At 61.1% G+C, this 26211-nt stretch carries 20 protein-coding genes and 1 pseudogene; 13 read left to right on the top strand and 8 right to left on the bottom strand.

All coding sequences use genetic code 11. The features are described 5' to 3' along the window. Positions 1-50 precede the first annotated feature (50 nt). The gene (hemP, locus tag ACRZ9X_RS18630) at positions 51-218 is read left to right on the top strand and encodes a hemin uptake protein HemP (RefSeq protein WP_480521597.1); all 168 of its coding nucleotides are present in this window, start codon (positions 51-53) and stop codon (positions 216-218) included. Further along, complete coding sequence (locus ACRZ9X_RS18625; RefSeq protein ID WP_480521596.1) at positions 215-691, top strand: hypothetical protein; 477 nt, start codon at positions 215-217, stop codon at positions 689-691. The genes hemP and ACRZ9X_RS18625 overlap by 4 nt, the downstream gene beginning before the upstream one ends. Positions 692-740: 49 nt before the next feature. Here the strand turns inward: ACRZ9X_RS18625 and ACRZ9X_RS18620 are convergent, their stop codons facing one another. The 5 genes and pseudogenes from ACRZ9X_RS18620 to ACRZ9X_RS18600 all read right to left on the bottom strand — a co-directional run bounded on the left by ACRZ9X_RS18620 (position 741) and on the right by ACRZ9X_RS18600 (position 8510). After that, entirely contained in the window at positions 741-3806 is a 3066-nt protein-coding gene (locus tag ACRZ9X_RS18620) for an aminotransferase class III-fold pyridoxal phosphate-dependent enzyme (protein WP_480521595.1), read from the bottom strand. A 107-nt stretch (positions 3807-3913) separates the two neighbouring features. Beyond that, positions 3914-4792, bottom strand: a pseudogene (locus ACRZ9X_RS18615) (NAD(P)-dependent oxidoreductase); the annotation flags it as partial. Positions 4793-4888: 96 nt separating this feature from the next. Further along, a complete protein-coding gene (gene cueR, locus ACRZ9X_RS18610; protein WP_480521594.1) occupies positions 4889-5278 on the bottom strand; it encodes a Cu(I)-responsive transcriptional regulator in 390 nt (129 codons plus the stop codon). Next, a complete protein-coding gene (locus ACRZ9X_RS18605; protein ID WP_480521593.1) occupies positions 5275-7755 on the bottom strand; it encodes a heavy metal translocating P-type ATPase in 2481 nt (826 codons plus the stop codon). The genes cueR and ACRZ9X_RS18605 overlap by 4 nt, the downstream gene beginning before the upstream one ends. 128 nt (positions 7756-7883) lie before the next feature. Beyond that, on the bottom strand, positions 7884-8510 hold the full coding sequence (locus ACRZ9X_RS18600) for a pyridoxamine 5'-phosphate oxidase family protein (protein WP_480521592.1): 627 nt from the start codon (positions 8508-8510) through the stop codon (positions 7884-7886). 232 nt (positions 8511-8742) lie between these two features. Here ACRZ9X_RS18600 and ACRZ9X_RS18595 point away from each other — a divergent pair, with 232 nt between their 5' ends. Continuing rightward, a complete protein-coding gene (locus tag ACRZ9X_RS18595) occupies positions 8743-9900 on the top strand; it encodes an acyl-CoA dehydrogenase family protein (RefSeq protein WP_480521591.1) in 1158 nt (385 codons plus the stop codon). A 147-nt stretch (positions 9901-10047) separates the two neighbouring features. Further along, the gene (locus tag ACRZ9X_RS18590) at positions 10048-10800 is read left to right on the top strand and encodes a nuclear transport factor 2 family protein (protein WP_480521590.1); all 753 of its coding nucleotides are present in this window, start codon (positions 10048-10050) and stop codon (positions 10798-10800) included. Position 10801: 1 nt separating this feature from the next. Here the strand turns inward: ACRZ9X_RS18590 and ACRZ9X_RS18585 are convergent, their stop codons facing one another. Beyond that, positions 10802-11692 (bottom strand): LysR substrate-binding domain-containing protein, encoded by an 891-nt coding sequence (locus ACRZ9X_RS18585; RefSeq protein WP_480521589.1) that lies wholly within the window; start codon positions 11690-11692, stop codon positions 10802-10804. Positions 11693-11864: 172 nt separating this feature from the next. On the opposite strand from ACRZ9X_RS18585, the gene ACRZ9X_RS18580 reads away from it, so the two are divergent. Genes ACRZ9X_RS18580 through ACRZ9X_RS18570 form a run of 3 tightly spaced genes read left to right on the top strand, consistent with a single transcriptional unit; the run spans position 11865 to position 16401 of the window. Continuing rightward, positions 11865-14057 (top strand): dehydrogenase E1 component subunit alpha/beta, encoded by a 2193-nt coding sequence (locus tag ACRZ9X_RS18580; protein ID WP_480521588.1) that lies wholly within the window; start codon positions 11865-11867, stop codon positions 14055-14057. Next, positions 14054-15088, top strand: coding sequence for an ACP S-malonyltransferase (locus ACRZ9X_RS18575; protein WP_480521587.1), 1035 nt, complete (start codon positions 14054-14056; stop codon positions 15086-15088). Before ACRZ9X_RS18580 ends, ACRZ9X_RS18575 begins: the two co-directional genes overlap by 4 nt. 41 nt (positions 15089-15129) lie before the next feature. Further along, a complete protein-coding gene (locus ACRZ9X_RS18570) occupies positions 15130-16401 on the top strand; it encodes an NAD(P)/FAD-dependent oxidoreductase (RefSeq protein WP_480521585.1) in 1272 nt (423 codons plus the stop codon). Between the two features lie 3 nt (positions 16402-16404). On the opposite strand, the gene ACRZ9X_RS18565 is transcribed toward ACRZ9X_RS18570, so the two are convergent. Beyond that, the gene (locus ACRZ9X_RS18565; protein WP_480521583.1) at positions 16405-17106 is read right to left on the bottom strand and encodes an SDR family oxidoreductase; all 702 of its coding nucleotides are present in this window, start codon (positions 17104-17106) and stop codon (positions 16405-16407) included. Positions 17107-17210: 104 nt separating this feature from the next. Here ACRZ9X_RS18565 and ACRZ9X_RS18560 point away from each other — a divergent pair, with 104 nt between their 5' ends. Continuing rightward, positions 17211-18062 carry a LysR substrate-binding domain-containing protein gene (locus ACRZ9X_RS18560; RefSeq protein ID WP_480521581.1) on the top strand — a complete coding sequence of 284 codons (852 nt, stop codon included), beginning with the start codon at positions 17211-17213 and terminating at the stop codon, positions 18060-18062. On the opposite strand, the gene ACRZ9X_RS18555 is transcribed toward ACRZ9X_RS18560, so the two are convergent. Continuing rightward, positions 18053-18955: a LysR family transcriptional regulator gene (locus ACRZ9X_RS18555; RefSeq protein ID WP_480521579.1), complete on the bottom strand. Its 903-nt coding sequence runs from the start codon at positions 18953-18955 to the stop codon at positions 18053-18055. The two genes, ACRZ9X_RS18560 and ACRZ9X_RS18555, sit on opposite strands and share 10 nt — an antisense overlap. Before the next feature lie 76 nt (positions 18956-19031). Here ACRZ9X_RS18555 and ACRZ9X_RS18550 point away from each other — a divergent pair, with 76 nt between their 5' ends. The 5 genes from ACRZ9X_RS18550 (at position 19032) to ACRZ9X_RS18530 (ending at position 26208) form a co-directional block, all read left to right on the top strand. Then, a complete protein-coding gene (locus ACRZ9X_RS18550; RefSeq protein ID WP_480521577.1) occupies positions 19032-22244 on the top strand; it encodes a reductive dehalogenase in 3213 nt (1070 codons plus the stop codon). Positions 22245-22372: 128 nt separating this feature from the next. Next, positions 22373-23239, top strand: a complete 867-nt coding sequence (locus tag ACRZ9X_RS18545) for an FAD binding domain-containing protein (protein ID WP_480521575.1) — start codon at positions 22373-22375, stop codon at positions 23237-23239. Further along, a complete protein-coding gene (locus tag ACRZ9X_RS18540) occupies positions 23236-23715 on the top strand; it encodes a (2Fe-2S)-binding protein (RefSeq protein ID WP_480521573.1) in 480 nt (159 codons plus the stop codon). Before ACRZ9X_RS18545 ends, ACRZ9X_RS18540 begins: the two co-directional genes overlap by 4 nt. Continuing rightward, positions 23715-25970 carry a xanthine dehydrogenase family protein molybdopterin-binding subunit gene (locus tag ACRZ9X_RS18535; protein WP_480521571.1) on the top strand — a complete coding sequence of 752 codons (2256 nt, stop codon included), beginning with the start codon at positions 23715-23717 and terminating at the stop codon, positions 25968-25970. Before ACRZ9X_RS18540 ends, ACRZ9X_RS18535 begins: the two co-directional genes overlap by 1 nt. Then, complete coding sequence (locus tag ACRZ9X_RS18530) at positions 25963-26208, top strand: MoaD/ThiS family protein (RefSeq protein ID WP_480521569.1); 246 nt, start codon at positions 25963-25965, stop codon at positions 26206-26208. Before ACRZ9X_RS18535 ends, ACRZ9X_RS18530 begins: the two co-directional genes overlap by 8 nt. Positions 26209-26211 lie beyond the last annotated feature (3 nt).

Here is a 26211-nt window from a genome sequence, read left to right as displayed (position 1 = left end):
AATCAAAAGAAAACCGGCCCATATGCCTAATACGTTCTGGAGATGACCCGATGAACATGCAGACACCGACCCCCGCAGACAGCTACGCAGTTTCCATGCTACCCGCGCACAAGGCCGAAGACCTGACTAAGGGCGGAAATCTGGCCCATATTGCGCTGGGCGATCAGCTGTATACCCTGCGCATCACCCGCGCCGGTAAATTGATCCTCACGAAATGAGTGCGTCATCAGCCCGCGGCGGCGCGCCGGTGGGCCATTTGGCAGACCTTGGACCGGTCGAGGCAGCCGCCGTCATGTGTCTGCGGATGTGGAGCGCAGGTGCCGGCGGACGAGAACAGGCAGCGCGGGATTTCGACATCGCCTTCGGCTCTGCTCAGGGTCAGGCCGTGATGCTGACACTCGAGCGGTTTTGTATGCTATGTGCCCATCATGGTCGGCGTCCCCTTATCAGCCACGGAATGCGTTGTAACTGTCTGGGAGCGGACGAAAATTGTTTCGCCCAGATGATTGCTGCCGCGGCCGAGGGTGCGCGGGAAGATGCGATGATGATGGCCACATTGATCGTGCGGCCGGATTTTGCACCCGCGCTTGCCTCGCTTTCACAAGAACTTGGCCTGACGCTGCACCGCATGACAACTGCCATTCCCATACCGACGACTGGGCACCACACCCCAAACCTGGTGTTCCACTAATCGGTACAAGCCAGAATCCCGGCGTTTCTTGCGTCGGGGTTCTGGTGAATCAGCAACATCCGCAGCCAGGGGTATGTTGTGGGTGGTCGCCGTTGTGCTCGGGCGCGTAATCGCCGACTTCTGTCAATACCGACTCAAGCGCCCACAAGATCATGTCGATGTCCTCGGCGTCGATTGTCAAAGGCGGCCGGATTTTCAGAATATTGTCCTTTGGCCCCTCACTTCCGATCAGAATGCGATGATCCCGCATACGGTTCTTGACATAGCTACAGATCTCAGTGCCTTCGGACCCGTCCGGGTTGACAAGTTCAACCCCCACGAACAGACCCATGCCCCGCACATCACCGACGCATTCAAAACCGGCTTCGATGCTGCGCAGCCCGTCCATCAGCCGTGCGCCCATGACCGTTGCATTGTCTTGCAGTCCTTCGTCATCGACGATGTCCAGAACCTCTTTCCCGATGCGACATGACAAGGTCGAACCGCCAAAGGTCGAGAAGAACTCGATCCCATTGTCAAAGCTTTGCGCGATTTCCCTGGTGGTGACCAGCACGCCCAACGGGTGCCCGTTGCCGATAGGTTTTCCCAGAACCACAATGTCAGGCAGCGCGCCCTGATGTTCAAAGCCGAAATAGTGCTTCCCTAATCGACCAAGCCCTGTTTGTACCTCATCGGCGATGCAGACCCCGCCCGCTGCACGAATCTTATCGTAGACTGCGGGCAGATACCCTTTTGGAGGGATGATCTGCCCACCGACCGAGGGGAAGGTCTCGGCAATGAATCCAGCGACGCCGTGGCCTTTTTCCTGCAGCGCGGCAATGGCTGGGTCGACAAAATTCGCGAATTTTGTGGCGCGCTCGGGATCATCTCGCCGAAACGATCCACGGTAGTCATCCGCCACTTCGACAAGTTCGACCCAATCTGCCTGACCGATTCCACCGGGTTTGTTGAACTTATAAGCCGAGATGGCAACGGCCGCATTGGTGTTGCCGTGATAGCCATGATCCGGGGTCACGATCCCCTTGGCCCCGGTATGCGCTCGAGCCAGCCGCAAGGCCAGTTCATTTGCTTCGGTTCCGGAATTGACGAAGAAACAGACCTGCAGGTGATCCGGCATTTTCGACAGAATCTTGTCGGCGAATGCCGTTTGCGCCGGATGCAGATACCGCGTGTTCGAATTCATTCTTTTCAATTGTTCGGCGGCGACCGCCTGAATACGCGGATGTGCATGACCGACATGGGGCACATTGTTATAGGCATCCAGAAATGGGCGGCCCCATTCGTCAAACAGGTGATGTTTCCACCCGCGCACCAGCATGACCGGATCGTCATAGGTCAGGCTCAGGTTGCCACCAAAGTGCTCCTGTCTTCCCTTCAGGATCGCCTCTTTATCCGTGGGCCGATAGAACACTTTGTCATCGGGCAGATTTAGCATCGCAGCCGGGTTCGGGCAGACCGCCTGCCACAACTCGGCCTCATCCGGGTCGCCCACACCGGGCCAGTCGTTTTGCATGCCGTCCGTTGTCAGAGCTAACTGGAAGTGCACATGTGGGGCCCAGCCGCCATTCTGCGATGCATCCCCAAGCCGCGCAAAAGCCGCACCCTGAGCCACGGGGTCACCGGGCTTCAGCCGGTCGCACACTTCCGGGTCCAGATGCCCATAAAGGGAATAGAACGCATCACCCTCCGAGGTTTCATGATGCAAAATGACGACGCCGCCATAATCCAGATGCGCGTCACGATTTTCAATCGCTTCGACCCGCCCGCTCATCGGTGCGTGCAGCACCGTTCCCGCCGGGGCAAACACGTCCACCGCCAAATGCACCGTGCGCCTGTCCGAAGCCTTCCAAGGCCCTTTGCGGAACCCCGGCTCAGCGTAGATCAACCGGGGTTCGTTGTAATACCCCAGCCACAGACCTTCCCCAAATTCTGCACCTACACGCGCGGCCTCCGTCAGCGGCATGTGAAACGGGTTCTGCGGCCAGGTACAGTTTTCCACAGACAGCGATCCCATCGGTGCATCGCTCAGGTCCTGATCAAACATCTGGGCGAACCGCCCGCGATGAGCTGACAAATAGCTGTGAATTCGCGCAGCCCCCTCCGTCACAGGCAGACCGCAGGCCACCCGCAAGCGCGCGGACATCAGGCCACCATTGACCGCGCCGTTTTCCAGAAACCGCCAGGCCGGGGCCTGGCTGATGGTGATATAGGGATCGTCCGGGTTGTCTTGCGCCATCAGTGTCGAGTTCACAACCGAGACCGCCAACCGCATCCGCAGCAAGGGCCAGATCAGATCGACCTCGTCCGCAGTCAGGCGATTGGCAGCATGATACCCTTGCACAAGGCAGGCCAGTGCGCGTTCGGGCTTGGGATGATCCAGAACAATATACGCCGCGGCAATGGCCAGATCACAAACGCGCGGCGCTGCGCACATGTCCCCCAGATCGATCAGCCCCGAGACGCTCTGACGCTCATCCAAAGCGCCTTCGACAAGAATGTTGTAGTCATTTGCGTCATTGTGGATCGCCTGTTTGGGCAACGCCGCAAGTCGACCCTGAATGCGCTCATAGTCCGATACGATCTGCGCCAACAGATTACGCTGTTCGGCGTTTTCAATGACCCGGAGTTCTGGGCCCACCCAGCCTGCTTGGGTCAAATCCCATTTGAACACGCCGCGATGCAAATGCGGATGCGAAAACTGCTCCAATACGCGACCGGTTGCGCCGAGAACCCGGCCAAGCTTCAGGATCAGTGCGTCCGTCTTGCGTGGCGTTTTCGCGTAGCACGTGCCCGGTAGCCGTTGCAGCAGCCAAACCAACCGAGGTTGCCCGCGTTCGTCAGTGATCTCGACCAGTTGCGCCCCTTTCAAATCGCGCATGACTTTTGGCAGGGGCAGTCCCGGGGCCTGCGTCAAGATATGATCCAATGCGCTGATCTGCAGATCGACCAACCCCTGATCGCAACCGGGCCGCATGACTTTCAGAACGTAATCCTGGCCATTCCGGGCCTCGACCAGAAAGTTCAGATCAAATTCGCCATCCAGCCGCGTCAACCGCGCCGCAAGGCCCCAATGCTGATGCAGGGCATGCGCCCAAAACGACGTCAATTCACTCATGCAACCCCTTTCCCGGCTGCGACCGGGATCCACTTCATCTGGCCAAAAATATCCTCGGGGGGAATCGCGCCTTGGCGCGATGGGGGGCAGACAGCCCCCCTTTGACTTCAGCCCATCGCGCGCAGACGTTTGATCAACGAAGATGTATCCCAGCGCCCGCCGCCCAATTTTTGCACGTCCTTATAGAACTGATCGACCAGAGCCGTCAGCGGAAGTGACGCGGCGGTTTCATCCGCTGTATCCAGGCAAATCCCAAGATCCTTGCGCATCCAGTCCACGGCGAACCCATGTTCGAAATGATCGTCCAGCATGGTTTCGTAGCGATTTTCCATCTGCCAACTGCCGGCAGCACCCTGGCTGATAACTTCAACCACGGCCCGGCCATCCAACCCGGCTTTCTCGGCAAAATGCAATGCCTCGCTGAGGCCCTGAACAACTCCGGCAATAGCAATCTGGTTGCACATCTTGGTCATCTGGCCCGCCCCGCTGTCGCCGATGCGCCGGCAGATCTTCGAATAGACCTGCATCACCGGTTCGGCAGCGTCATAAGCCGCCTGTTCCCCGCCGCACATGATCGACAAAACGGCGTTCTCGGCCCCGGCCTGCCCGCCCGAGATCGGGGCATCCACGAAATTCAGCCCGGCATTTTTTGCCGCCTCAAACAGCTCGCGCGTCACTTTCGCCGACACGGTTGTATGATCGACAAAAATCGCCCCTTCGGCCATGCCGTGAAAAGCACCCTCATCACCCGTACAAACCATGCGCAGATCGTCGTCATTGCCGACGCAGGCCATTACAAAATCAGCCCCTTGCGCCGCCTGCTTGGGCGTAGGCGCCATTGCCCCGCCGTGCTCGGCCACCCATTTCTCTGCTTTGGCCGTGGTGCGGTTGTAAACCGTAACCTGATGGCCTGCCGCCTGAAGGTGTCCGGCCATGGGATACCCCATGACGCCCAAGCCCAAAAATGCGATTTTTGCCATTGTTGCGTTCCTCTCCGCTGTCCAGCCCTGCGCCGGGTTGCGCGGGTCGCCGGATTGTTTAGCAGAGACAAAGCAAAGCGCGGCCCAAAGGGCAACCCCAGCTTATGACTTGCGGCTCAGATCCTTCAGGATCGGACAATCGGGCCGGTCATCCCCGGCGCAGGCGTCAACCAGATGGCTCAGCGTATCGCGCATGGATTGCAGATCTGCGATCTTGGCGTCGATCTGACCCAGATGATCCCGCGCCACACGTTTTACATCTGCGCTGGCGCGGGTTTCATCCTCATAAAGCGCCATCAGGGTGCGGCAATCCTCGATGGTGAAGCCCAAGGCCCGGGCGCGGCCCAGAAAGTTCAGCTTGTGCACATCCTGCGCCCGAAACCGACGATAGCCATTGTCGTCGCGCAGGGGTTTGATCAAGTCGATCTCCTCATAATAGCGGATTGTCTTGGCCGGCAGGCCGGTCTGGGCGGCGACATCTCCGATATTCATGCAGTTGCCTCTTGTACGGATGCGGTCGCGCCGTTTTCGGCTGGGGTGGCCTGTACACGGCGCAGCCGCAGGGCGTTGGTTACGACAAAGACGCTGGACAATGCCATGGCTCCAGCCGCCAGAGCTGGCGACAGCATATGCCCACCAAACGGATAGAGGACGCCCGCCGCCACCGGGATCAACAGAGTATTGTAGCCAAAGGCCCAGCCCAGATTCTGCCTGATGTTGCCCATGGTTCTGCGGCTGATCTCGATCGCGTTTGCCACCCCGCGCAGATCACCGGACATCAAAACGACATCGGCTGTTTCAATGGCCACGTCCGTGCCGGTGCCAATCGCGATGCCGGTGTCCGCCGTTGCCAGTGCGGGCGCGTCATTGATGCCGTCGCCCACAAAGGCCAGTGTGCCAAAATCCTTTTGCAATGCATTTATGGCAGCCACTTTGCCATCCGGCAGAACCTCAGATGTGACGTGGTCAATGCCCAGACGATCGGCCAGCGCCTGTGCCGTGCGCGCGTTATCTCCGGTGATCATCGCCAGTTTGAGCCCCATCTGATGCAGGCGGGTCAAAGCCTCCTCTGTGCCGGGCTTGATCAGGTCCGAGACAGTCAGTACCGCCGCCGCGACGTTGTCGATGGCCACATAGACAGGTGTCGCGCCCTCGGCCGCGCGCTGGTCTGCCGCCGGTTTGAGGTGCGACAGATCGAGCCCGTGCTGCTCCATCAACCGGTCAGAGCCGATCAAAACTTCATGACCTTCGACCGAGGCGGTCAATCCGAGCCCGGTCAGTGACTCGAAAGCGTCGATGCCAGGCAATTCGGATGGCCCGGCCCGGGTTATCGCCCGGGCGATAGGGTGTTCTGAGCGCGCTTCGGCGGCTGCGGCAAGGCGCAGAACCCGGGCACGATCAAAGCCGCTGGTCAAAATGACGTCGTCCAGCTCGGGGCGGCCCCGAGTGAGGGTGCCGGTTTTGTCCAGTGCAACGACCTTGGCCTGTTGCAACTGTTGCAACGCGTCGCCCTTGCGGAACAGCACTCCAAGTTCAGCGGCGCGTCCGGTTCCGACCATGATCGACGTCGGCGTGGCCAGCCCCATCGCGCAGGGGCAGGCGATGATCAGCACCGAAACGCCTGCAACCAAGGCCAGCGGCAGGGCAGGCGTGGGCCCAAAGGTCAGCCAGATCAGAACGGTCAAAAGGGCCGTTCCGATAACCGCCGGGACAAAATAGAAGGTAAGCCGGTCCACCACCCCCTGAATCGGCAGCTTCGCGCCCTGCGCCTGTTCAACCAGCGAGATGACTTGCGCCAGCACCGTATCGGCCCCCACCCGGGTTGCACGCATACGAAGCGCACCGGTGCCATTCACCGTTCCGCCGACGACCGGATCCCCGGCGGATTTGCCAACCGGAACGGGTTCACCGGTGATCATGCTCTCGTCGATGTAAGAGGCGCCGTCCAGAACGTCTCCGTCCACCGGAACGCGTTCGCCCGGACGGATTTGAAGAACGTCGCCGACGGTGATGTCAGAGATCGGGCGGTCCACGATCTGTCCATCCCGCTCAACCCGGGCAGTTTTGGGCTGCAGCCCCACCAATTTGTGGATGGCGGTTCCGGTCCGTCCTTTGGCACGGGCTTCCATAAACCGGCCCAGAAGGATCAGTACGACAATGACCGCGGCTGCTTCGAAATACACATTTGCAGTGCCCGCAGGCAGCGCGTTGGGTGCAAAGGTGGCGACTACCGAATACAGATACGCCGCGCCTGTTCCCATTGCGACCAGCGCGTTCATATCGGGAGCACCCCGCAGTAGCGACGGTATGCCTTTGGAATAGAACTGACGTCCGGGGCCAAGAAGCAACGCCGAGGTCAAAGCAAACTGGATCAGGTGGCTCAGCTGACTGCCCAATGTGGCCTGGACCCAATGGTGGAATGCAGGCACCATATGACCGCCCATCTCCAGCACAAACACCGGCAGAGCCAATATAGCCGCAAGGATGGTGGCACGCCGCAGGGATGTGATTTCTGTTTCCCGCCTGTCTGTTTCGACCGTGGCACTATCCTGAGCGATCACGTGCGCGGGGTAGCCCGCGCTCGTCAGTAGGCTGGCAAGTGCTGCAGGGTCGGTTGCCGTGTCCAGATAGGTCACATGCGCCTTGCCGGTCGCCAGATTGACCTGCGCGGAAACGACACTGGCCTCGTTGGTTAACAGTCGCTCGCTGCGGGCCACACATGACGCGCAGCTCATGCCGTCAACCTCCAGAATCGCTGTGTGTGTGACCGCACGGTATCCCGCTGCCTCCAACGCACTGACTAGATCGGGACAAGCCCCGTCATAGACCACCTGAGCCGTCTCGGTGGCCAGATTGACCGAAGCGCCGGTCACGCCTTCCACGGAAGCCAGTGCCGTCTCAACCCGGCCCACGCATGAGGCGCACCCCATGCCGTTGATCCTGATCCGAACCTGTTGATCCTGTGCCATGCGTGTCTTCCCGGCTATGAAATACACACGTCAGATAAGGGTTCCAGTCACGGGAAGGTCAAGGGATTAGGCGCGACCTGCGACCATATGTTTGCCGCAGTTTTGCGCGAATTGTGGATGGCGCGGCTTCAGGGGGATTTCGACGCGTTCAGTTCTTGTTGCAAGCGTCTGTTTTCGGCCTGCAAATGCGCAAGTTGTTGGCCCAGCTTGTTCAAATGCGGGCGCAATTCCGCCTCGGTAAAGCGCGGTGTGATATGGCGCGGGCAATTCCAGTCCAGTGCTTCAACAGTCAGAAAAGCCGCGCGTTCAACGGGTGTTTCAGTGCCTTGGGACACAAGCCCTGCCGCGGCATCGACGCCTTCTGCAAAGGTCATGCGCCCCAGAACCTTCAACCGTCTTTGATTGGCATAATCCATCAGAATCAGCGCAACCCGGTCGTTGCCATCCAGATTCCCACGCGAAATATATTGCTTGTTTCCCGTCAGATCCGCATACGCGATTGTGCGCGGGTCCAGCACCTTCAGGAAACCGACAGGTCCGCCGCGATATTGTACATAGGGCCAGCCGGTTTCGGACACGGTGGCCTGATAGAAGCCGTCGCACGCGTGAATGAAGGCTTCTTCGGCGGGTCCGATTTCATGACCAACACGCGTGTCGCCTTCGAGCGCTTTTGCATAGGTGCCAGATGACCCCTGACGTTCCTGGTGCGCGCGCACAGAGGGTGTGAATGTCAGTTCTGCAAAGGCGCGGGGCATAGGAATTCCTTTCGCGGGTCACTTGGGATTCGGCGGTGGGCGGCGCAACCAGAGGCCAGTCTAGGGGAAAAGTGTCCTTTCCGGAAAGCACAAGAACAAAAGCGTGAAGCCGGGGCCTTTGCCCGGTCGATTTATGAGATTACGCAGCGTTCTTTTGCGCGATGATCCCTGGTGCATTGGCAGTCCGATCCGCGACACGTAGCGTGGCGCCAACGGTTTCGGAGGGTTTGAGATGTCTCTGTTCACAAGCACAGCCGCATGGGTCACCGACGAACATCGCATGTTCGCCGATATGGTCGGGCGGTTCATGGATGATGCACTTGTGCCCAAAGTGGAAGCCTGGGTGGCAAATGGCGTCGTGGATCGTGATTTCTGGCGACAGGCAGGTCAGACGGGGCTGATGGCAGGGTCGATTTCCGAAGACTACGGTGGCGTTGGCGGAGGGATGGGGTTCGACTCGATTACACTGTACGAACAAGCCGCGCGCGGCGATATCGGATGGGGCTACGGCATTCAATCCATCGTCACGCATTACCTTTCGGCCTATGGCAGCGAGGAACAAAAGCAAAAATGGCTGCCGGGTCTCGCCTCGGGCGAGATCGTTGGAGCGATCGCAATGACCGAACCGGGGACCGGGTCCGATCTCCAGTCGGTGCGCACCACGGCTGAGAAGGACGGAAATTCCTACCGCCTCAACGGCTCCAAGATATTCATCACCAATGGCCAGACGGCGGATCTGGTCATCGTGGTTGCGAAAACCGACAAGTCGCAGGGCTCCAGGGGGATATCCCTGATCGTCGTCGAAGTGGATCAGGCAGACGGCTTTCGCCGGGGGCGCAATCTCAAAAAGCTGGGCATGAAGGGCAATGACACGGCCGAGTTGTTTTTTGAGGACGTGAAGGTCCCGATGACGAACCTGATCGGTCCGGACGAGGGGCAGGGTTTCTACCAGTTGATGAAGCAGTTGCCATGGGAGCGTCTGACGATCGGGATCATGGCGCTGGGCGCGATTGACTTCGCGATTGCCGAGACCGTCCGATACACGCAGGAGCGCAAAGCGTTTGGTCAGCGCGTGATGGATTTTCAGAACACGCGGTTCAAACTGGCCGAGTGCAAGACCAAGGCCGAGGTGTTGCGGAGTTTCGTCAACGATTGCATCGGCAAGTTGGAGGCCGGAGAGCTGGATGCGGCGACAGCTTCGATGGTGAAGTACTGGGGTTCGGAGGTGCAGAACGAGATCATGCACGAATGCCTGCAGCTCTTTGGCGGTTATGGCTTCATGATGGAGTATCCGATCGCGCGGCTCTATGCGGATGCGCGGGTGCAGATGATCTATGGCGGCACCAATGAGGTGATGAAAGAGCTCATCGCCCGTTCGCTGGACGTCTGAGGCAAAGCGCTCCCGCCCGTCGTCGACATTCCTTGCGGAACGTCTCCTCCCGTTGGGCCGGGCAGCTTTCTGTCGTTTCCGGATTTGCTGATCTGCAGCCCACCTGCCATGATCGCCGCAACTGGTCTGATGAGAAGGAGCCCGCCCTTGGCCGCGTCGAACAAATCCCGCATATGCGCCTTACTCAAAAGCATTGAAACCGGTGATACCGGTCCGGTCTCGATTGTGAACGAGGCGCGCTATATCCAGCACAACCCGCAGACTCATGAAGGCAGCGAAGGCTTGGCGGCGCTGTTCAAACGCCTGTCCGAGACCTCTCCGCGCGTGAACATTGCCCGCGCGTTCGAAGACGGGGCCTTTGTCTTTGCCCATACCGAGTATGATTTCTCGCGCCGCAATATCGGGTTCGAGGTGTTCCGGTTTGAGGATGGTCAGGCGGTGGAGCATTGGGACAATATTCAGCCCCGCCAAGGCCCCAATGCCGCGGGCCATAGCATGGTTGATGGGATGACAGAGGCGGGCGACCTCGCCCTGACCGAGCAAAACCGCGCCTTCGTGCGGTCGTTTGTCGAAACGGCTCTGATCGCGGGTGATCTGGATCAGATCGCGGCCTGCATTGATGCGGAGACCTATGTCGAGCATAACCCGCGCCTGTCCGATGACGTCAGTGCCCTGCGTGCTGAATTGTCGGATGCCAATACGGTGAACTACCAGCGTCTGCATCGTGTGCTGGCCGAGGGTGATTTTGTCTTAACCGTCTGCGAAGGTGCATTTCAGGGCCGACACAGCGCATTCTATGATCTGTTCCGCGTCGCAGACGGCAAGATTGTCGAGCACTGGGATACGGTCGAGGCCATCGCTCCGCGCGCGCAATGGAAAAACGACAATGGCAAGTTTTGACCTATCCTGATGCCAGTTGGTCCTGCAGCCAATCTTTGAAGGATTTCAGCGGCTCGGGCATGGCACGGTCGGTGGGCCAGACCAGATAATAGTCACCCAGACTGACGGGCGGCCCCTGCCAGGCGGTCACCAGGCGCCCCGTTTCCAGATCATCGTGCACCAGATACGAGGGTAGCAAACTCACGCCCAGCCCGTGGATGGTCGCCTGTATCATGGTGGAAAACTGGTCAAACAGCATTCCTCGCAGGCCCGAGACCTGCGCACCCTGCATTTCAAACCATCTCTCCCAAGCGTCCGGGCGCGAGTCGAGATGCAGCAGGGGGGCGCTACGCAAGGCGTCCAGTGTCTCATGCGCGGTCTCTTTCAACCCCGGCGCACAAACCGGCAGAACCTGTTCTCGCATGATCGGCAGGTAGTGGACGCCGGCCCAGTCCTTCTGGCCGAAATGGATGGCTGCATCAAACGGTTCAGCCGAGAAATCGAACGGTTTCAGCCGGGTGCCCAGATTGACCGTGACCTCGGGGTGGCGGCGCGCAAAATCCTGCAACCGGGGGGCCAGCCAGTGCATCCCGAAGGCGGGCAGGATTGACAGATCAAGCGATCCGCCCGCCGGGTTTGCCTTGAGCTTCAGCGCCGCCTGCGCCAGATCCTGCACGGCAGACCTTGCGATTTGCACATAGTCTTTGGCCGCAGGCGTCAGGTGCAGCCGCATCTGACTGCGCTCGATCAGCTGTACGCCCAGCTGATCTTCCATCGTTTTTAGCTGACGGCTGATGGCGCTTTGCGTCAAGGATAACTCTTCCGCCGCAGCCGAGGCGCTGCCCAGCCTGTCCACAGCCTCAAGCGCCAGCAGGGACGAGATCGAGGGCAGGAACCGGCGTGGCGCGATCATATGACAAATCCTCATACCTTTTACATGCAATAGCACTGGTTTTTTCCAGCGACCAGAGACATGAGTGCAAGATGGCCCCTGTGCCCGTGCCTCTGGCAACCTTGAAATCCATGGCGGGGCGCGTGACAAATCCGTCATTGGCCGATGACACTGACCAAACAAGGCAAGACCCATGGACCGCGCCCAAATCGTACATGAGAACTTCCTGACCCGCGTAGCGAGCCGCGACCTGCCCGAAGGTGCGCCGCCGCGCCCGGGGTTGAGCGATACAGATGCCGTGTCGCTGTTTCGCTCGCAAGTGCTGAGCCGGGCGTTGGACAGGACCAGCCGCGCCATGCAGAAGGCGGGGCAGGGGTTTTATACGATCGGCTCCTCGGGGCATGAGGGGATGGCGGCCGTGGCCCATGCGCTGCGCCCGACGGATATCGCGTTTCTGCATTACCGCGATGCGGCGTTCCAGATCGCCCGCGCCGAACAGGTTCCGGGCCAGCAGATCGCCTGGGACATGCTGCTGAGTTTTGCCTGTTCTTCCGAGGATCCGACCTCGGGCGGGCGGCACAAGGTTTTGGGCTCGAAGGCGCTGATGATCCCGCCGCAAACCTCGACCATTGCCAGCCATCTGCCCAAGGCGGTGGGCGCGGCCTATAGTCTGGGTGCCGCGCGGCGGCATGACCCGGAACATCGCGAATTGCCCGAGGACGGAATCGCGATGTGTTCCTTTGGCGATGCCTCGGCCAACCATTCCACCGCGCAGGGGGCGATCAACACGGCGGGCTGGACCAGCGTGCAATCGACGCCCCTGCCGCTGCTGTTTGCCTGCGAAGACAACGGGATCGGGATTTCGGTCAAGACGCCGAAAGGGTGGATCCAGGCCTCGATGGAGCATCGGCCCGGGATCAAGTATTTTCAGGCCAATGGTCTGGATATCTATGAGACGTTTGCCGTGGCGCAGCAGGCTGCCGACTACGTCCGCACGCGCCGCAAACCGGCCTTCCTGCATCTGAAAACCGTGCGCCTTTATGGCCATGCGGGCGCGGATGTGCCCACGACCTATCTGCCGAAATCCGAGGTCGAGGCGGATGAGGCCAACGATCCCCTGCTGCATTCGGTGCGCCTGCTGGATCAGGCGGGTGCCCTGTCGCCGGATCAGGCGTTGGAAATCTACGAAGAGACTTGCGCGCGCACCGACCGTGTGGCGGCTGAGGCGGCCTCGCGCCCGCATTTGGCCAATGCGACCGAGGTTATGGCCAGCTTGATCCCGCCCAAACGCGCCTGCCGCCCGACCAACGGCCCCAGCGCCGAGGCGCGGGCCAAAGCCTTTGGCGGCGATATGCGCGCGATGGACGAGCCGCAGCCCATGAGCCGCCTGATCAACTGGGCGCTGACCGAACTGATGCTGGAACATGGCGAGATCGTCTGCATGGGCGAAGATGTGGGCCGCAAGGGCGGCGTTTATGGCGTGACGCAGAAACTGCAACAGCGCTTTGGCCCGGATCGGGTGATCGACACCTTGCTGGACGAGCAGTCCATTCTGGGTCTTGCCATCGGCATGGGCCATAACGGGTTTATTCCAATCCCCGAAATCCAGTTCCTCGCTTATCTGCACAATGCCGAAGACCAGATCAGGGGTGAGGCGGCGACCTTGCCCTTTTTCTCGAACGGTCAGTTCACCAACCCGATGGTGCTGCGGATCGCGGGGCTGGGCTATCAGAAGGGCTTTGGCGGACATTTCCACAACGACAATTCTCTGGCCGTTCTGCGGGATATTCCCGGTGTCATTATTGCCTGCCCGTCGACCGGCTCAGATGCGGCGCAGATGCTGCGCGAATGCGTGCGTTTGGCGCGTGAGGAGCAACGGGTCGTGGTGTTTCTGGAACCCATCGCGCTTTATCCCATGCGCGATCTGCACGCGCCGCAGGATGCGGGTTGGATGACCACCTACCCCTCAGCGGATCAGCGCATCCCGTTGGGCGAGGTCGGCGTGCATGGGGACGGCACCGATCTGGCCATCGTGACCTATGGCAACGGGCATTACCTGTCACAACAGGCGCTGCCCGAATTGCAGGCGGCAGGCCTGAAGACACGGATCATCGACCTGCGCTGGCTGGCCCCTATGCCGGTCGAGGCCCTGCGCGCGGCCTCCAAAACATGCGCGCATGTTTTGATTGTCGACGAATGCCGCCGGACCGGAAGTCAGTCCGAGGCGCTGATGACTTTCTTCGACGAAGAAAGTCCCGCCACTCCAACCGCCCGCGTGGTGGCCGAGGATTGTTTCATCGCAACAGGCCCGGCCTATGCCGCGCCGCTGCCTTCGAAAGACGGCATTGTCGCCGCCGCGCTCAAACTGACCGGAGGCGCATCATGACCCGTACCGCCGTTGTGATCTGCCCGGGCAGGGGCACCTATAACAAGCCCGAGCTGGGGTATCTACACCGCCACCATGCGGACCGGATGCAGATGTTCCACAGTTTCGACGCCATCCGCGCCGAGTCCGGACAAGAGGTCGTCACGGCTCTGGACGCTGCAAGTCGCTATACTGTCAGCAAGTATTCGCGTGGCGATGTGGCCTCGCCCCTGATCTACGCCGCATCCCTGGCCGATGCCCGGGCCCTGGCGAGTGACATCGAGGTGGTCGCTGTCACCGGGAACTCGATGGGCTGGTATATCGCAATGGCCGCCGGGGGCGCATTGTCGCCCGAGAACGGATTCCGCGTGGTGAACACAATGGGCACGCTGATGCAGGACCATCTGATCGGTGGTCAACTGGTCTATCCTTTCACCGGTGACAGCTGGGCCGATGACCCGGCCCGCAAAGCCGACCTGCTGGCCGAGGTGGCCCGGATCAATGCGCTCGAAGATCACGCTCTGGCGCTGTCGATTGATCTAGGCGGGATGCTGGTTCTGGCGGGCAATGAGGACGGGCTCAGAGCTTTCGAGGCGTCTCAGTCAAATGTGCAGGACCGTTTTCCCATGCGCTTGGCCAATCACGCCGCATTTCACACCGCCCTGCAGGCTCCGGTCGCGGCAGAGGGGCGGGCGCGACTGGGGGCTGATCTCTTCGACCAGCCCGAGCGCCCCTTGATTGATGGGCGTGGCAAGATCTGGTGGCCCGGGGCGACAGATACGCGGGCGTTGTGGGACTATACTCTGGGCCATCAAGTGACCGAGCCCTATGATTTCACCCGCGCGATCCAGACCGCGGCGCGCGAGTTCGCACCTGATCTGTTCATCGTCACCGGCCCCGGCGCGACGCTGAGCGGAGCCTTGGCCCAATCGCTGGTCTTGTCGAACTGGCGCGGCATGGGCGACAAGTCCGCCTTTCAGGCCCGGCAGGAGGCGCAGCCGTTCCTGATCGCCATGGGCCGAGACGATCAGCGCGCGCTTGCCACCGGCTGATCCCGCGCTCTAATGCACAGTGACCTTGCACGGAGCCTGACGTGAGCGACCACAACCAATCCCTTTGGCTGGATACCTGCGGCGAGCAGGTCGACAGCGCCGCACTGACCCGCGATGTAACCGTCGATCTCGCGGTGATTGGCGGCGGCTATACCGGTTGCTCCGCCGCCCTAATAGCGGCGCAGGCAGGGGCCTCAGTCTGTCTGCTTGAAGCGCAGGAGATCGGGCACGGAGGGTCAGGCCGCAATGTTGGGCTGGCCAATGCAGGCCTCTGGTTGCCTCCTGCCGAGATACGGGCGCATCTGGGGGATGAGGTCGGGGACAGGCTGATTGATCTTTTGGCTGCAGCCCCGGGGGATGTGTTCGATCTGATCGACGCGCACGGGATCGCTTGCGAACCTGTCCGAAACGGTACCCTGCATTGTGCGCACTCCCCGGCGGGCTTCCGAGACCTGCAGGCCCGCCATAACCAACTCAGCGCCGCGGGCGCGCCCGTTGAATTGCTGTCGCCGGATCAGACCCGGACCCGCACGGGCAGCGCAGCGTTTCACGGGGCGTTGTTCGATCCGCGCGCCGGAACCATTCAGCCCCTGGCTTATGCACGTGGCCTTGCACGGGCTGCACAGCAGTCCGGGGCGCAGATCTGCACGCAAAGCCCGGTTCAGGCCATGCAGCGCGACAGCGGCGACTGGGTTCTGACGACCCCACAGGGCACGGTGCGTGCCAGATCGGTCATCCAAGCCACCAACGCCTATCACCAGAGCCTGCCCGAAACCGCCCCCGCCTATGTCCCGGTCTACTACTTCCAATACGCAACCGCGCCTCTGACCGACAACCTGCGGGCTAGCATACTGCCGGGCGGAGAAGGTTGCTGGGACACCGGCCTGATCATGACGTCGTTCCGTATGGATCAGCAGGGTCGCTTCATTCTGGGCGCGATGGGGGATTTAGGTCATGCGGGTGCCGTGACGCATACCGCGTGGATCAAACGCAAGCTGGCCGCACTTTATCCTCAACTCGCCGATCAGCCCTTTGAGCAAGGCTGGCACGGGCGCATCGCGATGACCTCTGACCATATCCCCAAGATCACAAAGATCGGGCCGAACGCGCTGTCGGTTCACGGCTATTCCGGCCGTGGCATCGGCCCGGGCACGGTGTTTGGGCGCCTATGCGCACAGAGCCTGTTGCGGGACGACCCCGCGCTGCTACCCGTTCCCGCGGTCGAAGGTTACAGCGAACGCTGGATCGGACTGCGCCGCGCCTATTTCGAAACCGGCGCGGCGCTGACGCATTTCGTCAAGGCCCGGTTCTGAACCTCAGACCGACCGGGTGATGCCACCATCGACCCGGATGTTCTGCCCGGTGATATACCCGCCTCCGTCAGAGGCCAGCATTGCCACGACCGAGGCGATCTCATCATAGCTGCGCCCGTAGCGACCCATCGGGATGCGGGCGCGGAATTCCTCTTTCTCGGGCAGGCTATCGATGAAGCCGGGCAGGACGTTATTCATGCGGATGTTGTCAGTGGCGTATTTGTCCGAGAACAGCTTGGTGAACGCCGCCAGCCCCGCGCGGAACACGCCCGAGGTCGGAAACACCGGATCGGGCTCGAACGCGGCGAAGGTCGAGATATTGATGATCGACCCGCCGCCCTGCGCCTGCATGATCGGGGTGACCAGCCGTGTGGGGCGCACGGCGTTCATGAAATAGACATCCATGCCAGCGTGCCAGTCATCATCGGTCAACTCCAGCACCGGGGCGCGCGGCCCGTGGCCTGCCGAGTTCACCAAGACGTCGATCCGCCCCCAATGGGCCATCGCCGCATCGACCAGCTTTTGCAGGTCGTCCGTGGACTGGTTCGACCCGGTGATGCCCACGCCGCCCAGTTCGTGGGCAAGCGCCTCACCCTTGCCGGACGAGGACAGGATGCCGACCTTGAACCCATCCGCCGCCAACCTGCGCGCACTGTCCGCCCCCATGCCGCTGCCGCCTGCGGTGATCAAAGCTACTTTTCCCATCTCGGTGATCCTTTGTGTTGTCTGGCGGTAAGATGGGGTGGTGCGACCCGTTTGACCAATCAGTTCTGCTGCGCTAAAGATGTAGAAAATCTACTGTCTTTGTGATGCCCGCACTCCCGCCACTCAACGCGATACGCGCCTTTGAGGCCTCGGCCCGACATCTGAACTTCCGCCTCGCTGCCGAAGAACTGGGCGTTACCCAAGGCGCTGTCGCCCAACAGGTGCGCGGGCTTGAGGCGCGGCTGGGCGCACCGTTGTTCGAACGTCTGCCGCGCGGTTTGCGCCTGACTGAGGCCGGGCGCAGGTTCCACGCGCCCCTGCGCCGGGCGTTCCGGCTGATTGAAGAGGCTGTTGATGATCTCTCGGGTCAGCGTCAGATCACCATCTCGGTCACGCCCAGTTTTGCATCAAAATGGCTGGTGCCGCGTTTGAATGATTTTGTAATGCTCTATCCCGATATCTCGGTGCAGATCGACGCGCGCGAGCGGTTGGCCGATTTCCGGTCGGACGGCGTTGATATCGCAGTGCGCCAAAGTCGGGCGCCTCTGTCTCAGGGGTTGACCTCTACCCCATTGTTTTCAAATGAGTTCGTCGTTGTGGGCAACCCGGGTCTGGCCGCGCAGGTATCCAATCCGGGCGATTTGATGCAGCACGTTCTGCTCAGCGACACACATGGGCTATGGCCACTGTTTCTGGACCGCGCCGGGGTTGAAGGGCGGCCCCGAATGATGAGTTTCAGTCAGACCAGCCTTGCGATTGATGCCGCAATCGCCGGGCAGGGCTTTGCGCTGGCCCATGCGCCGCTTGTGTCGTCTGAACTGGCCTCGGGGCGGCTGGTGCAACCGCTGTCCGAAGTGCTGGTCGACGACCTGAGCTTTTTCATCGTCACCCCGCAAAAGCCACGCCAGCCGGAACTGGTGAAACAGATGCGCGACTGGCTGCTGTCTCAGTCCTGAAGCGGGCTGGCGATGGCCTCAATCCGGTTTCGCAACCAGCGATGCGCCGGATCGTTGGCCAGACGTTGGTGCCAGACCATGTAGATCGATACCGGCTCGCATTTGAACGGTAGCGGCGCGCAGTCCAGCGCGGCCAGCGGCCCGCGTTTCATCAACGCCGTGTCGGTTGAGATTAGGTCGCTGCCTTTCACAAAAGGAGGGATGGCGTTGAAATGGGGCAGGGTCACGACGGGCGGTCTGATCTGGCTTTGATCCACGCCGCGCATCACGGCGCGGGCATTGCGGCCGTCTGCAAAGCGCACCTCGACATGGTCGCTGTTGCAATAGGCCTGCCAATCCGCCGGTGGATCGCGCCGTGCTGCGTCGTAGAACACCATCAAGGGGCTGGTGACTAGCCGTTTCTGAAAGATATCCGGCCCGTCAGGCGGCAGCGGCGTCAACATCAACTGACACCGGTCGCTGCGCAGCAGGTCAGGGTCTGGGACGCCCGAAGGGATGAACTCTAGCCCCAGGCGCACACCCTCGGCGCGGGTTGTGCGCAACAGATCGGGAAAGATCAACTCACGCGGCATGTCATTGGTGGCGATCTGCACGTCGATCTGCTCGGATAGCGGATCAAAGGGTCGCCCCTGCGTCAGTGCCCGCATCCCGTCCAGCACCTGCTGCACCGGTTCTTTCAACGACAACGCACGTTCGGTCGGGGTCAGGCCCTGACCGGAGCGCACAAACAGCGGATCGCCCAGCACCTGCCGCAGTTTGGCCAGCGTGTGACTGATCGCCGATTGCGTCACGCCCAGCCGGTCGGCGGCTTTTGAAACCGAGCTTTCTTCGAGTATCGTCAGGAACACCCGCAGGACCTTGCCGTCAAGATCGGTGAAATCAGTTTTGCTCATGCCGTATATGACTATTCATGAATGGATTTGGTGACATTGCAGGTTTAGATGGTCGGTAGCAAGCAGGAGGCGCGCGATGGGGATCCGTTTTTTCTCGGACAAGAACCGGCCGGTTCATATGGGATCATACCCGTCGGAGCGGTTGGCCCGGCAGGACGGGATGCCTGATCTGACACGCGTTGCAGCGATGCCGCCGCTCAGCTTTCAGCGACCGGACCAACCCCAAAGCATCGTGAATGCAATGGGTGAGTTTCAGGCGATGATGGACGCCATCCGCGACGGGTTTGTGAACCCTGCGATGGCCGAGATTCCGGCAGACCCGCAGGAACGCGCGGATCACCTCAAGGCGTTTGGCTATTTCAACGATGCGTCGATGATGGGGTGTGGGCCTTTGCCAGCCGAGGCGATGCTGCCCGAGCCGCGCCGCAACCCCGATATCGACCGGTTGGCGCATGCCCTGAAGACACGTCAAACCAAGACGCTGGCCTCGGGTATCGATGTCATTATGGCGGACCTAAAGGAAAGCATGGAGGCCGCGCCGCGCCCGATGAATAGCCATCGCCATGCGATTGTCTTCCTCTATGAACACAATCGCGATCCTGATCCGGCGGAACCCGGGGCCGAATGGATCATGGATGCGCAGGACCATCGCGCCTGTCTGCTGGCCACCGAGAACGCTGTGGTCATCGCCAACTACATTCGGCTGTTGGGCTTTGACGCGCGCGCCCATACGGCGATGTCGTCCGAGGTTGATCTGGGCAAGCTGGCTGTTGCGGCGGGGCTGGGCTCGGTTGAGGGGGGTGAGGTGATTGCGCCTTGGCTGGGCAAGCGCTTCGGTCTGGCCGCTGTGACCACCGAGATGGAGATTGCGCATGATCGCCCCCTGTGCCCGATGGCCGACCAGCCGTGGTTCCGCACGCAAGGTCCGGCGTGGTGGCTGGGCGCGGGCTTTGCCAAGAACGCGCTGAACCGGGATGCCTATGCCAAGCGCCGCTATGTGGACGGGGCGCATCCGTTTGAAAAACTGAAACGGGTCGAACAGCCAACCACCTACATTGACGAGGAAAACGTCGCCCGCGTGCCGAAACGTGCGGATATGTTCGCCCGTGCGCAGTTCGGCGATATGGGCAAGGCGCTGCAGGACGGGGCGAAGGGCGGGCACTACGCCCGCAAGGCCGCGCCCAGCTTTGCCCAACGGCGCGCGCTTGGGGCGTTTGTTCTGCTGCAAGACGGAGAGAGCGCTGAGGTCCAACGCCCCACGGATGCCGAGCGAAATGCCGCGAACATCAAGACCGCGACGTATTTTCTGGGCGTCGACGCGGTAGGCCTCAGCCGGTGCCCGGATTGGAGCTGGTATTCGCACGACGCCACGGGGGAGGAGATCGTGCCGCCCCACGATCAAGCCGTCAGCATGATCATCGATCAGGGCTATGAGACGATGGAGGGGGCCAGTGGAGATGACTGGATTAGCGTCGCTCAATCCATGCGTGCTTATCTGCGTTTTTCGCTGCTGGGGGGCGTGATCGCGCAGCAGATCCGCAACCTCGGCTACAAGGCCAAGGCGCATACGGTTATGGATGGCGAGGTGCTGCAGCCTCCGCTGTTATTGCTGTCCGGCTTGGGCGAAGTCAGCCGGATAGGAGAGGTGATCCTGAACCCCTATCTCGGCCCGCGTCTGAAATCGGGTGTGGTGACGACCGACATGCCGATGGCGCATGACAAGCCGATTGATTTCGGCCTGCAGACGTTTTGCGAAAGCTGTAACAAATGCGCCCGCGAGTGCCCCTCGGGGGCGATCACCGCCGGGCCGAAGCTGATGTTCAATGGCTATGAAATCTGGAAGTCCGACAGCCAGAAATGCGCTACTTACCGGATCACCACGCCGGGTGGGGCGATGTGCGGACGCTGTATGAAAACCTGCCCGTGGAACCTTGAAGGCATCTTCAAGGAACGTCCCTTCCGCTGGGCCGCGATGAATATCCCCTCAGCGGCCCCTGCATTGGCCAAGCTGGACGATGCGGTTGGCAATGGCGGGCTCAACGATGTCAAGAAATGGTGGTGGGATATCGAGTTGCAGGCGGACGGCGCCTATCGGCCCTCTGTCCATCCGCTGAACCGGCGCGATCTGCAAACCGATCTGGACCTGAAATATGAGGATCAAACGCTGGCTGTCTATCCCGCCCCGCTTGCGCCGCACCCGTGGCCATACCCGTTCCATATGGACCGCGAGGCCGGGATCGCCGCTTATGAGGCGATGGTCACGGCGGAGGATTACAAGACGCGCAAGGACGCGGGGGATACGTCGGTCATCCACCGCTATCAGATCGCAGGGGACGCGCCGGTAATGCGGGTGGAACTGACCAAGGTCGACAAGATGACCTCAGATGTCACGAAATACGAGTTCTCGACCCTTAACGGCGCGCCGCTGCCCGAATGGACCGCCGGTGCACATCTGGACGTGTTGGTTGCGCCCGAGTTTCTGCGGCAATATTCGATGTCCGGCGACCCCTCGGATCGCGCGACCTATCAGATTGGCGTGCTGCGCGAAGATGAGGGGCGCGGTGGTTCGGCCCTGTTGCATCGGATCTTTGACGAAGGGCGAAAGGTCTTCATCTCGAAACCGATCAACCATTTCGAGCTTGATGAGACCGCCACCAAAACCTTCCTTATGGGCGGCGGCATCGGCATCACGCCGATGATCGCCTTTGCGCATCGATTGCACGCCTTGGGAAAACCGTTTGAACTGCACTACTCGGCCAGCACCCGTGCAGGCGCGGGCTATCTGGACGATCTGGCGGCGATGCACTGGGCTGACCACGTCCATTACCATTTCTCGGACGAAGGCACCCGCGCCGATCTGGATGCGATCCTGAGTGGCTATCAGACGGGCTGGCACGTCTACACCTGCGGCCCGGACCGGTTCATGGACGGCGTGATTCAGGCGGCTGAGGCGCAGGGGTTCCCGGAAGAGGCCCGGCATCTGGAGTATTTTTCGGTTCCTGAACAGCCGGACTATGAAAATCATCCGTTTACCCTGCGCCTCGTCCGTTCGGGACGCGAGTTGCACGTTCCGGCGGACAAAGACGCCGCTCAGGTGTTGAATGAAGCTGGTATTCACGTGGACGTGAAATGCGCTGATGGCATTTGCGGGGTCTGCAAATGTGGCGTGGTATCAGGCGAAATAGAGCATCGGGATTTTGTGCTGTCCAACAAGCAACGCGAAGGCGCGATCATTCTGTGTCAAAGCCGGGCGGCGGAATCGGATGGCATGATCGAGATTGACCTCTGATTGATATCCGGAAACGATAACGCTGATCACAAAAATTGGTCGTTCCACCCATGGACGCGGTAGGGTTGCTGCACTAACGTCCACTGCGATCCCTAATGAATCCTGATCGACAGGTGCGAGGTATTTTCATGGATTATCACAGCCCCGCCAGCTTTGCCGAAGCCTCGGCGCTGGCCGCAAACGCAACGGGCATCACGCGGTTTCTGGCTGGTGGAACCGATGTTCTGGTGCAGCTGCGCTCGGAACTGGTCACGCCTGACACGCTGATCGACATCAAGAAGATCGACGGCGTCAGCGACATCGCCCGGAATGTTGATGGCAGTTGGACGCTGGGCGTCGCCGTGACCGGCGCCGAGATGAGTGAACATGCTGATCTGAGCCGCGACTGGCCCGGATTGGTCGAGGCGATGGACCTCATTGGCTCGACCCAGATACAGGGTCGGGCGACCCTGACCGGTAACCTGTGCAACGGCTCTCCGGCGGCGGACTCGGTACCAGCGATGGTGGCCGCTGGTGTGACATTGACGGTCACTGGTCCCGATGGCGCGCGTTCGGTCGCGGTTGAGGACATCCCGACCGGCCCCGGCAAAACATCGTTGGCCAAGGGCGAGTTGATCTCGGCTGTGAATGTTCCGGCGCGCGGTGACAATGCGGGCGATGCGTACCTGCGTTTCATTCCGCGCACCGAGATGGATATCGCCGTAGTCGGCGTTGGCGTTAGCCTGCGTCTGGACGGCGACACGGTGAGCGAAGCCCGCGTCTCGTTGGGGGCCGTCGCGCCAACCGTCTTGCTGGTTGAAGACTGTGCCAAGGCGATCATCGGCAGCACGCTGGATGACGCCGCACTGGACGCGCTGGCTGCTGCGGCCTCGGCCGCTTGCAACCCGATCGACGACAAACGCGGCACCATTGCCTTCCGCACCGAAGTGGCCGGAGTGCTGGCCAAGCGCGCCGCAAAAATCGCCTATGCCCGTGCGAAGGGAGAACAAGCATGAGCAAGTTCCACGTATCCACCACCGTCAATGGGGACGCGGTCGAATACCTCTGCGACCCGCGCGAAACCCTGCTGGATTGTCTGCGCGACAAGCTGAATCTGACCGGCGCGAAAGAGGGCTGCGGCACCGGCGATTGCGGAGCCTGTTCCGTCAGCGTCGATGGCCGTCTGGTCTGCTCCTGCCTGATGCTGGGGGTCGAGGCCGAGGGTAAGCAGATCGAAACGGTCGAAGGGATTGCCGAAGGCGACGTCCTGCATCCCTTGCAGAAAAAGATGATCGAATATGCCGCCCTGCAATGCGGCATCTGCACCCCGGGCATTCTGGTTGCGGCGAAGTCGCTGCTTGAGAAAAACCCCAACCCGACCGAAGAAGAAACCCGGTACTGGCTGGCAGGCAACCTGTGCCGGTGTACGGGATATGACAAAATCATTCGCGCCGTGATGGATACGGCGGCTGAAATGCGGGAGGCGTCATAATGGCTCTGGACGATCGCAAATCCGAATTCACCTTTGTCGGCACACGCCCCGACCGCCCCGACGGTCTGGACAAGGTCACAGGCCGCGCCAAGTTCGGGGCCGATGCCTATGCGCCCGGCATGTTGCACGGTGCCATCCTGCGCTCGCCCCATGCCCATGCGCGGATCGTCAAGATCGACACCTCGAAGGCCGAAGCGCACAAGGACGTCAAAGCCGTCGTCACCCGCGCCGATTTTGCCGATGTGCCGTTCTTTCCCGGTCTGGATGGCGAATTCTGGAACGTTCTGGAAAACGTCATGGCGGGCGAAAAGGTGCTGTATGACGGCCACGCAATTGCCGCCGTGGCTGCGACTTCGGCGCTGGCCGCCCGCGACGCGCTGAAACTGATCGAGGTCGAATACGAAATCTTGCCCCACGTCACCGATGTGGACAAGGCGATGGCCCCGGATGCCCCCGTGATCCGCGAGGGCGCAGCAGATTACTCCGTCCCCGAAGGGATGCATCCCAACGTCGTGCGCTATCACGAAAGCGGACACGGCGATGTCGAGGCCGGGTTCGCCGAGGCCGATCTGGTCATCGAAGACAGCTTCACGACCGAGGCCACCCATCAGGGTTACATCGAACCCCACGCCTGCCTGGGATCACTGGGCGCTGATGGCAAGGGTGAGCTGTGGTGCTGCACCCAGGGGCATTGGATCGTGCAGAAGACCTGCGCGGCGCTTCTGGGGATCGAAACCTCGCAACTGCGCGTCACCGCCTCCGAGATCGGCGGCGGGTTCGGCGGCAAGACCACTGTGTTCATCGAGCCGGTGTCTCTGGCGCTGAGCCGCAAAGCCAACCGTCCGGTCAAGATCGTGATGTCCCGCTCCGAGGTATTCCGGGCGACCGGCCCGACCTCGTCGGCGTCGATGGATATCAAGATCGGTATGAAGAAAGACGGCACGATCACGGCAGCCGAGGGCACATTTCGCCTTCAAGGCGGCGCTTTCCCCGGTGCCCCCGGTGATTTAACCGCAATGTGTGCCTTCGCGCCCTACAACCTGACCAATGTGCGGCAGGTGGGATATGATGTGCTGGCCAACCGTCCGAAACAGGCGGCGTATCGCGCGCCCGGCGCGCCGATGGGGGCCTTTGCGGTCGAATCCGTTCTGGATGAGCTGTGCAACAAGCTGGGTCTCGACCCGGTGGATGTGCGCTTGAAGAACGCCGCGCATGAGGGCACCAAGGCCAGCTATGGCCCAACCTACGAACGCATCGGTCTGGTCGAAACACTGGAAGCGGCCAAAGCGCATCCGCATTATTCTGCTCCGTTGAAACCGGGGCAGGGGCGCGGCATTTCCTGCGGTTTCTGGTTCAACCATGGCGGCGAGACATCCGTGTCGTTGGCCCTGTCTCAGGACGGCTCGGCGCAGGTCATGGTCGGTACGCCTGATATTGGCGGCTCGCGCGCATCAATGGCGCTGATGGCGGCTGAGGTGCTGGGTATTCCCTACGAGAACATCCGCGTCACCGTCGCGGATACGGCGACTCTGGGCTATAACGATGTCAGCCACGGCAGCCGTGTGACTTATGCCTCGGGTCTGGCCACCATCAAGGCGGCCAAACATGCGGTGGAACGTCTGTGTGAACGCGCGGCGACCAAATGGGGTATTCCTGTGGATGCGGTGAAATGGGAAAACGGCTGCGCGGTGCCTTCGGGCCCCAATGCAGGTGATTTTGATCCGCTGCCATTGGCCGATATCACGGCGAATATGGGCGCGACCGGAGGGCCCATCTCGGGTCATTTCGAAGCTACGCCTGAAGGCGCGGGCGTGTCCTTCGGCACCCATATCGTCGATGCCGAAGTCGATCCGGAAACGGGCAAGACCAGCATCACCCGTTACACGGTCATTCAGGACGCTGGCAAAGCAATCCACCCGACCTATGTCGAGGGTCAGTTTCAGGGCGGTGCCGCGCAAGGCATCGGCTGGGCGCTGAACGAAGAATACATCTATGGCGAGGATGGTCGGTTGCAGAATTCGATTTTCCTCGACTATCGCGTTCCTGTTGCCAGCGACCTGCCGATGATCGACACGGTGATTGTCGAGGTTCCGAACCCCGGCCATCCATTTGGTGTGCGCGGCGTGGGCGAGACGGGCATTGTGCCTCCATTGGCCGCCATCGCCAACGCGGTGTCCAATGCTGCAGGTGTGCGAATGAAGCAATTGCCGATGTCCCCGCCGCGCATTCTGGCGGCGCTCAAGGACAATGGTTGAGGTTCACCTCTGGTCTGGCCTCCGGTCTCTGACCGGGGGCCAGCAGGTGGTGGCTGTCGAGGCCCGGACCACGGGCGAGATGTTGCAGGAACTGGTTCGTGCGCATCCGCAGCTTCAGGCCCCGATAGATGCAGGCGTGTCCATCGCCATCAATGGTCGTGTCATCGCCACTGGACTAACCGAACCGATCCCGGAGGGCAGCGAGGTCTATCTGATGCAACGCCTGCGGGGCGGTTAGCCG

The sequence above is a fragment of the Ruegeria sp. AL1 genome, from assembly GCF_056540905.1.
This window is presented reverse-complemented; position numbering and strand designations above follow the sequence as displayed.

What these genes read in the sequence shown, in the direction of transcription:
- hemP (WP_480521597.1), top strand. Translation starts at nt 51, where the DNA reads ATGAACATGCAGACACCGACCCCCGCAGACAGCTACGCAGTTTCCATG.
- ACRZ9X_RS18625 (WP_480521596.1), top strand. Translation starts at nt 215, where the DNA reads ATGAGTGCGTCATCAGCCCGCGGCGGCGCGCCGGTGGGCCATTTGGCA.
- ACRZ9X_RS18620 (WP_480521595.1), bottom strand. Translation starts at nt 3,806, where the DNA reads ATGAGTGAATTGACGTCGTTTTGGGCGCATGCCCTGCATCAGCATTGG.
- cueR (WP_480521594.1), bottom strand. Translation starts at nt 5,278, where the DNA reads ATGAATATCGGAGATGTCGCCGCCCAGACCGGCCTGCCGGCCAAGACA.
- ACRZ9X_RS18605 (WP_480521593.1), bottom strand. Translation starts at nt 7,755, where the DNA reads ATGGCACAGGATCAACAGGTTCGGATCAGGATCAACGGCATGGGGTGC.
- ACRZ9X_RS18600 (WP_480521592.1), bottom strand. Translation starts at nt 8,510, where the DNA reads ATGCCCCGCGCCTTTGCAGAACTGACATTCACACCCTCTGTGCGCGCG.
- ACRZ9X_RS18595 (WP_480521591.1), top strand. Translation starts at nt 8,743, where the DNA reads ATGTCTCTGTTCACAAGCACAGCCGCATGGGTCACCGACGAACATCGC.
- ACRZ9X_RS18585 (WP_480521589.1), bottom strand. Translation starts at nt 11,692, where the DNA reads ATGATCGCGCCACGCCGGTTCCTGCCCTCGATCTCGTCCCTGCTGGCG.
- ACRZ9X_RS18580 (WP_480521588.1), top strand. Translation starts at nt 11,865, where the DNA reads ATGGACCGCGCCCAAATCGTACATGAGAACTTCCTGACCCGCGTAGCG.
- ACRZ9X_RS18575 (WP_480521587.1), top strand. Translation starts at nt 14,054, where the DNA reads ATGACCCGTACCGCCGTTGTGATCTGCCCGGGCAGGGGCACCTATAAC.
- ACRZ9X_RS18565 (WP_480521583.1), bottom strand. Translation starts at nt 17,106, where the DNA reads ATGGGAAAAGTAGCTTTGATCACCGCAGGCGGCAGCGGCATGGGGGCG.
- ACRZ9X_RS18560 (WP_480521581.1), top strand. Translation starts at nt 17,211, where the DNA reads ATGCCCGCACTCCCGCCACTCAACGCGATACGCGCCTTTGAGGCCTCG.
- ACRZ9X_RS18555 (WP_480521579.1), bottom strand. Translation starts at nt 18,955, where the DNA reads ATGAGCAAAACTGATTTCACCGATCTTGACGGCAAGGTCCTGCGGGTG.
- ACRZ9X_RS18550 (WP_480521577.1), top strand. Translation starts at nt 19,032, where the DNA reads ATGGGGATCCGTTTTTTCTCGGACAAGAACCGGCCGGTTCATATGGGA.
- ACRZ9X_RS18545 (WP_480521575.1), top strand. Translation starts at nt 22,373, where the DNA reads ATGGATTATCACAGCCCCGCCAGCTTTGCCGAAGCCTCGGCGCTGGCC.
- ACRZ9X_RS18540 (WP_480521573.1), top strand. Translation starts at nt 23,236, where the DNA reads ATGAGCAAGTTCCACGTATCCACCACCGTCAATGGGGACGCGGTCGAA.
- ACRZ9X_RS18535 (WP_480521571.1), top strand. Translation starts at nt 23,715, where the DNA reads ATGGCTCTGGACGATCGCAAATCCGAATTCACCTTTGTCGGCACACGC.
- ACRZ9X_RS18530 (WP_480521569.1), top strand. Translation starts at nt 25,963, where the DNA reads ATGGTTGAGGTTCACCTCTGGTCTGGCCTCCGGTCTCTGACCGGGGGC.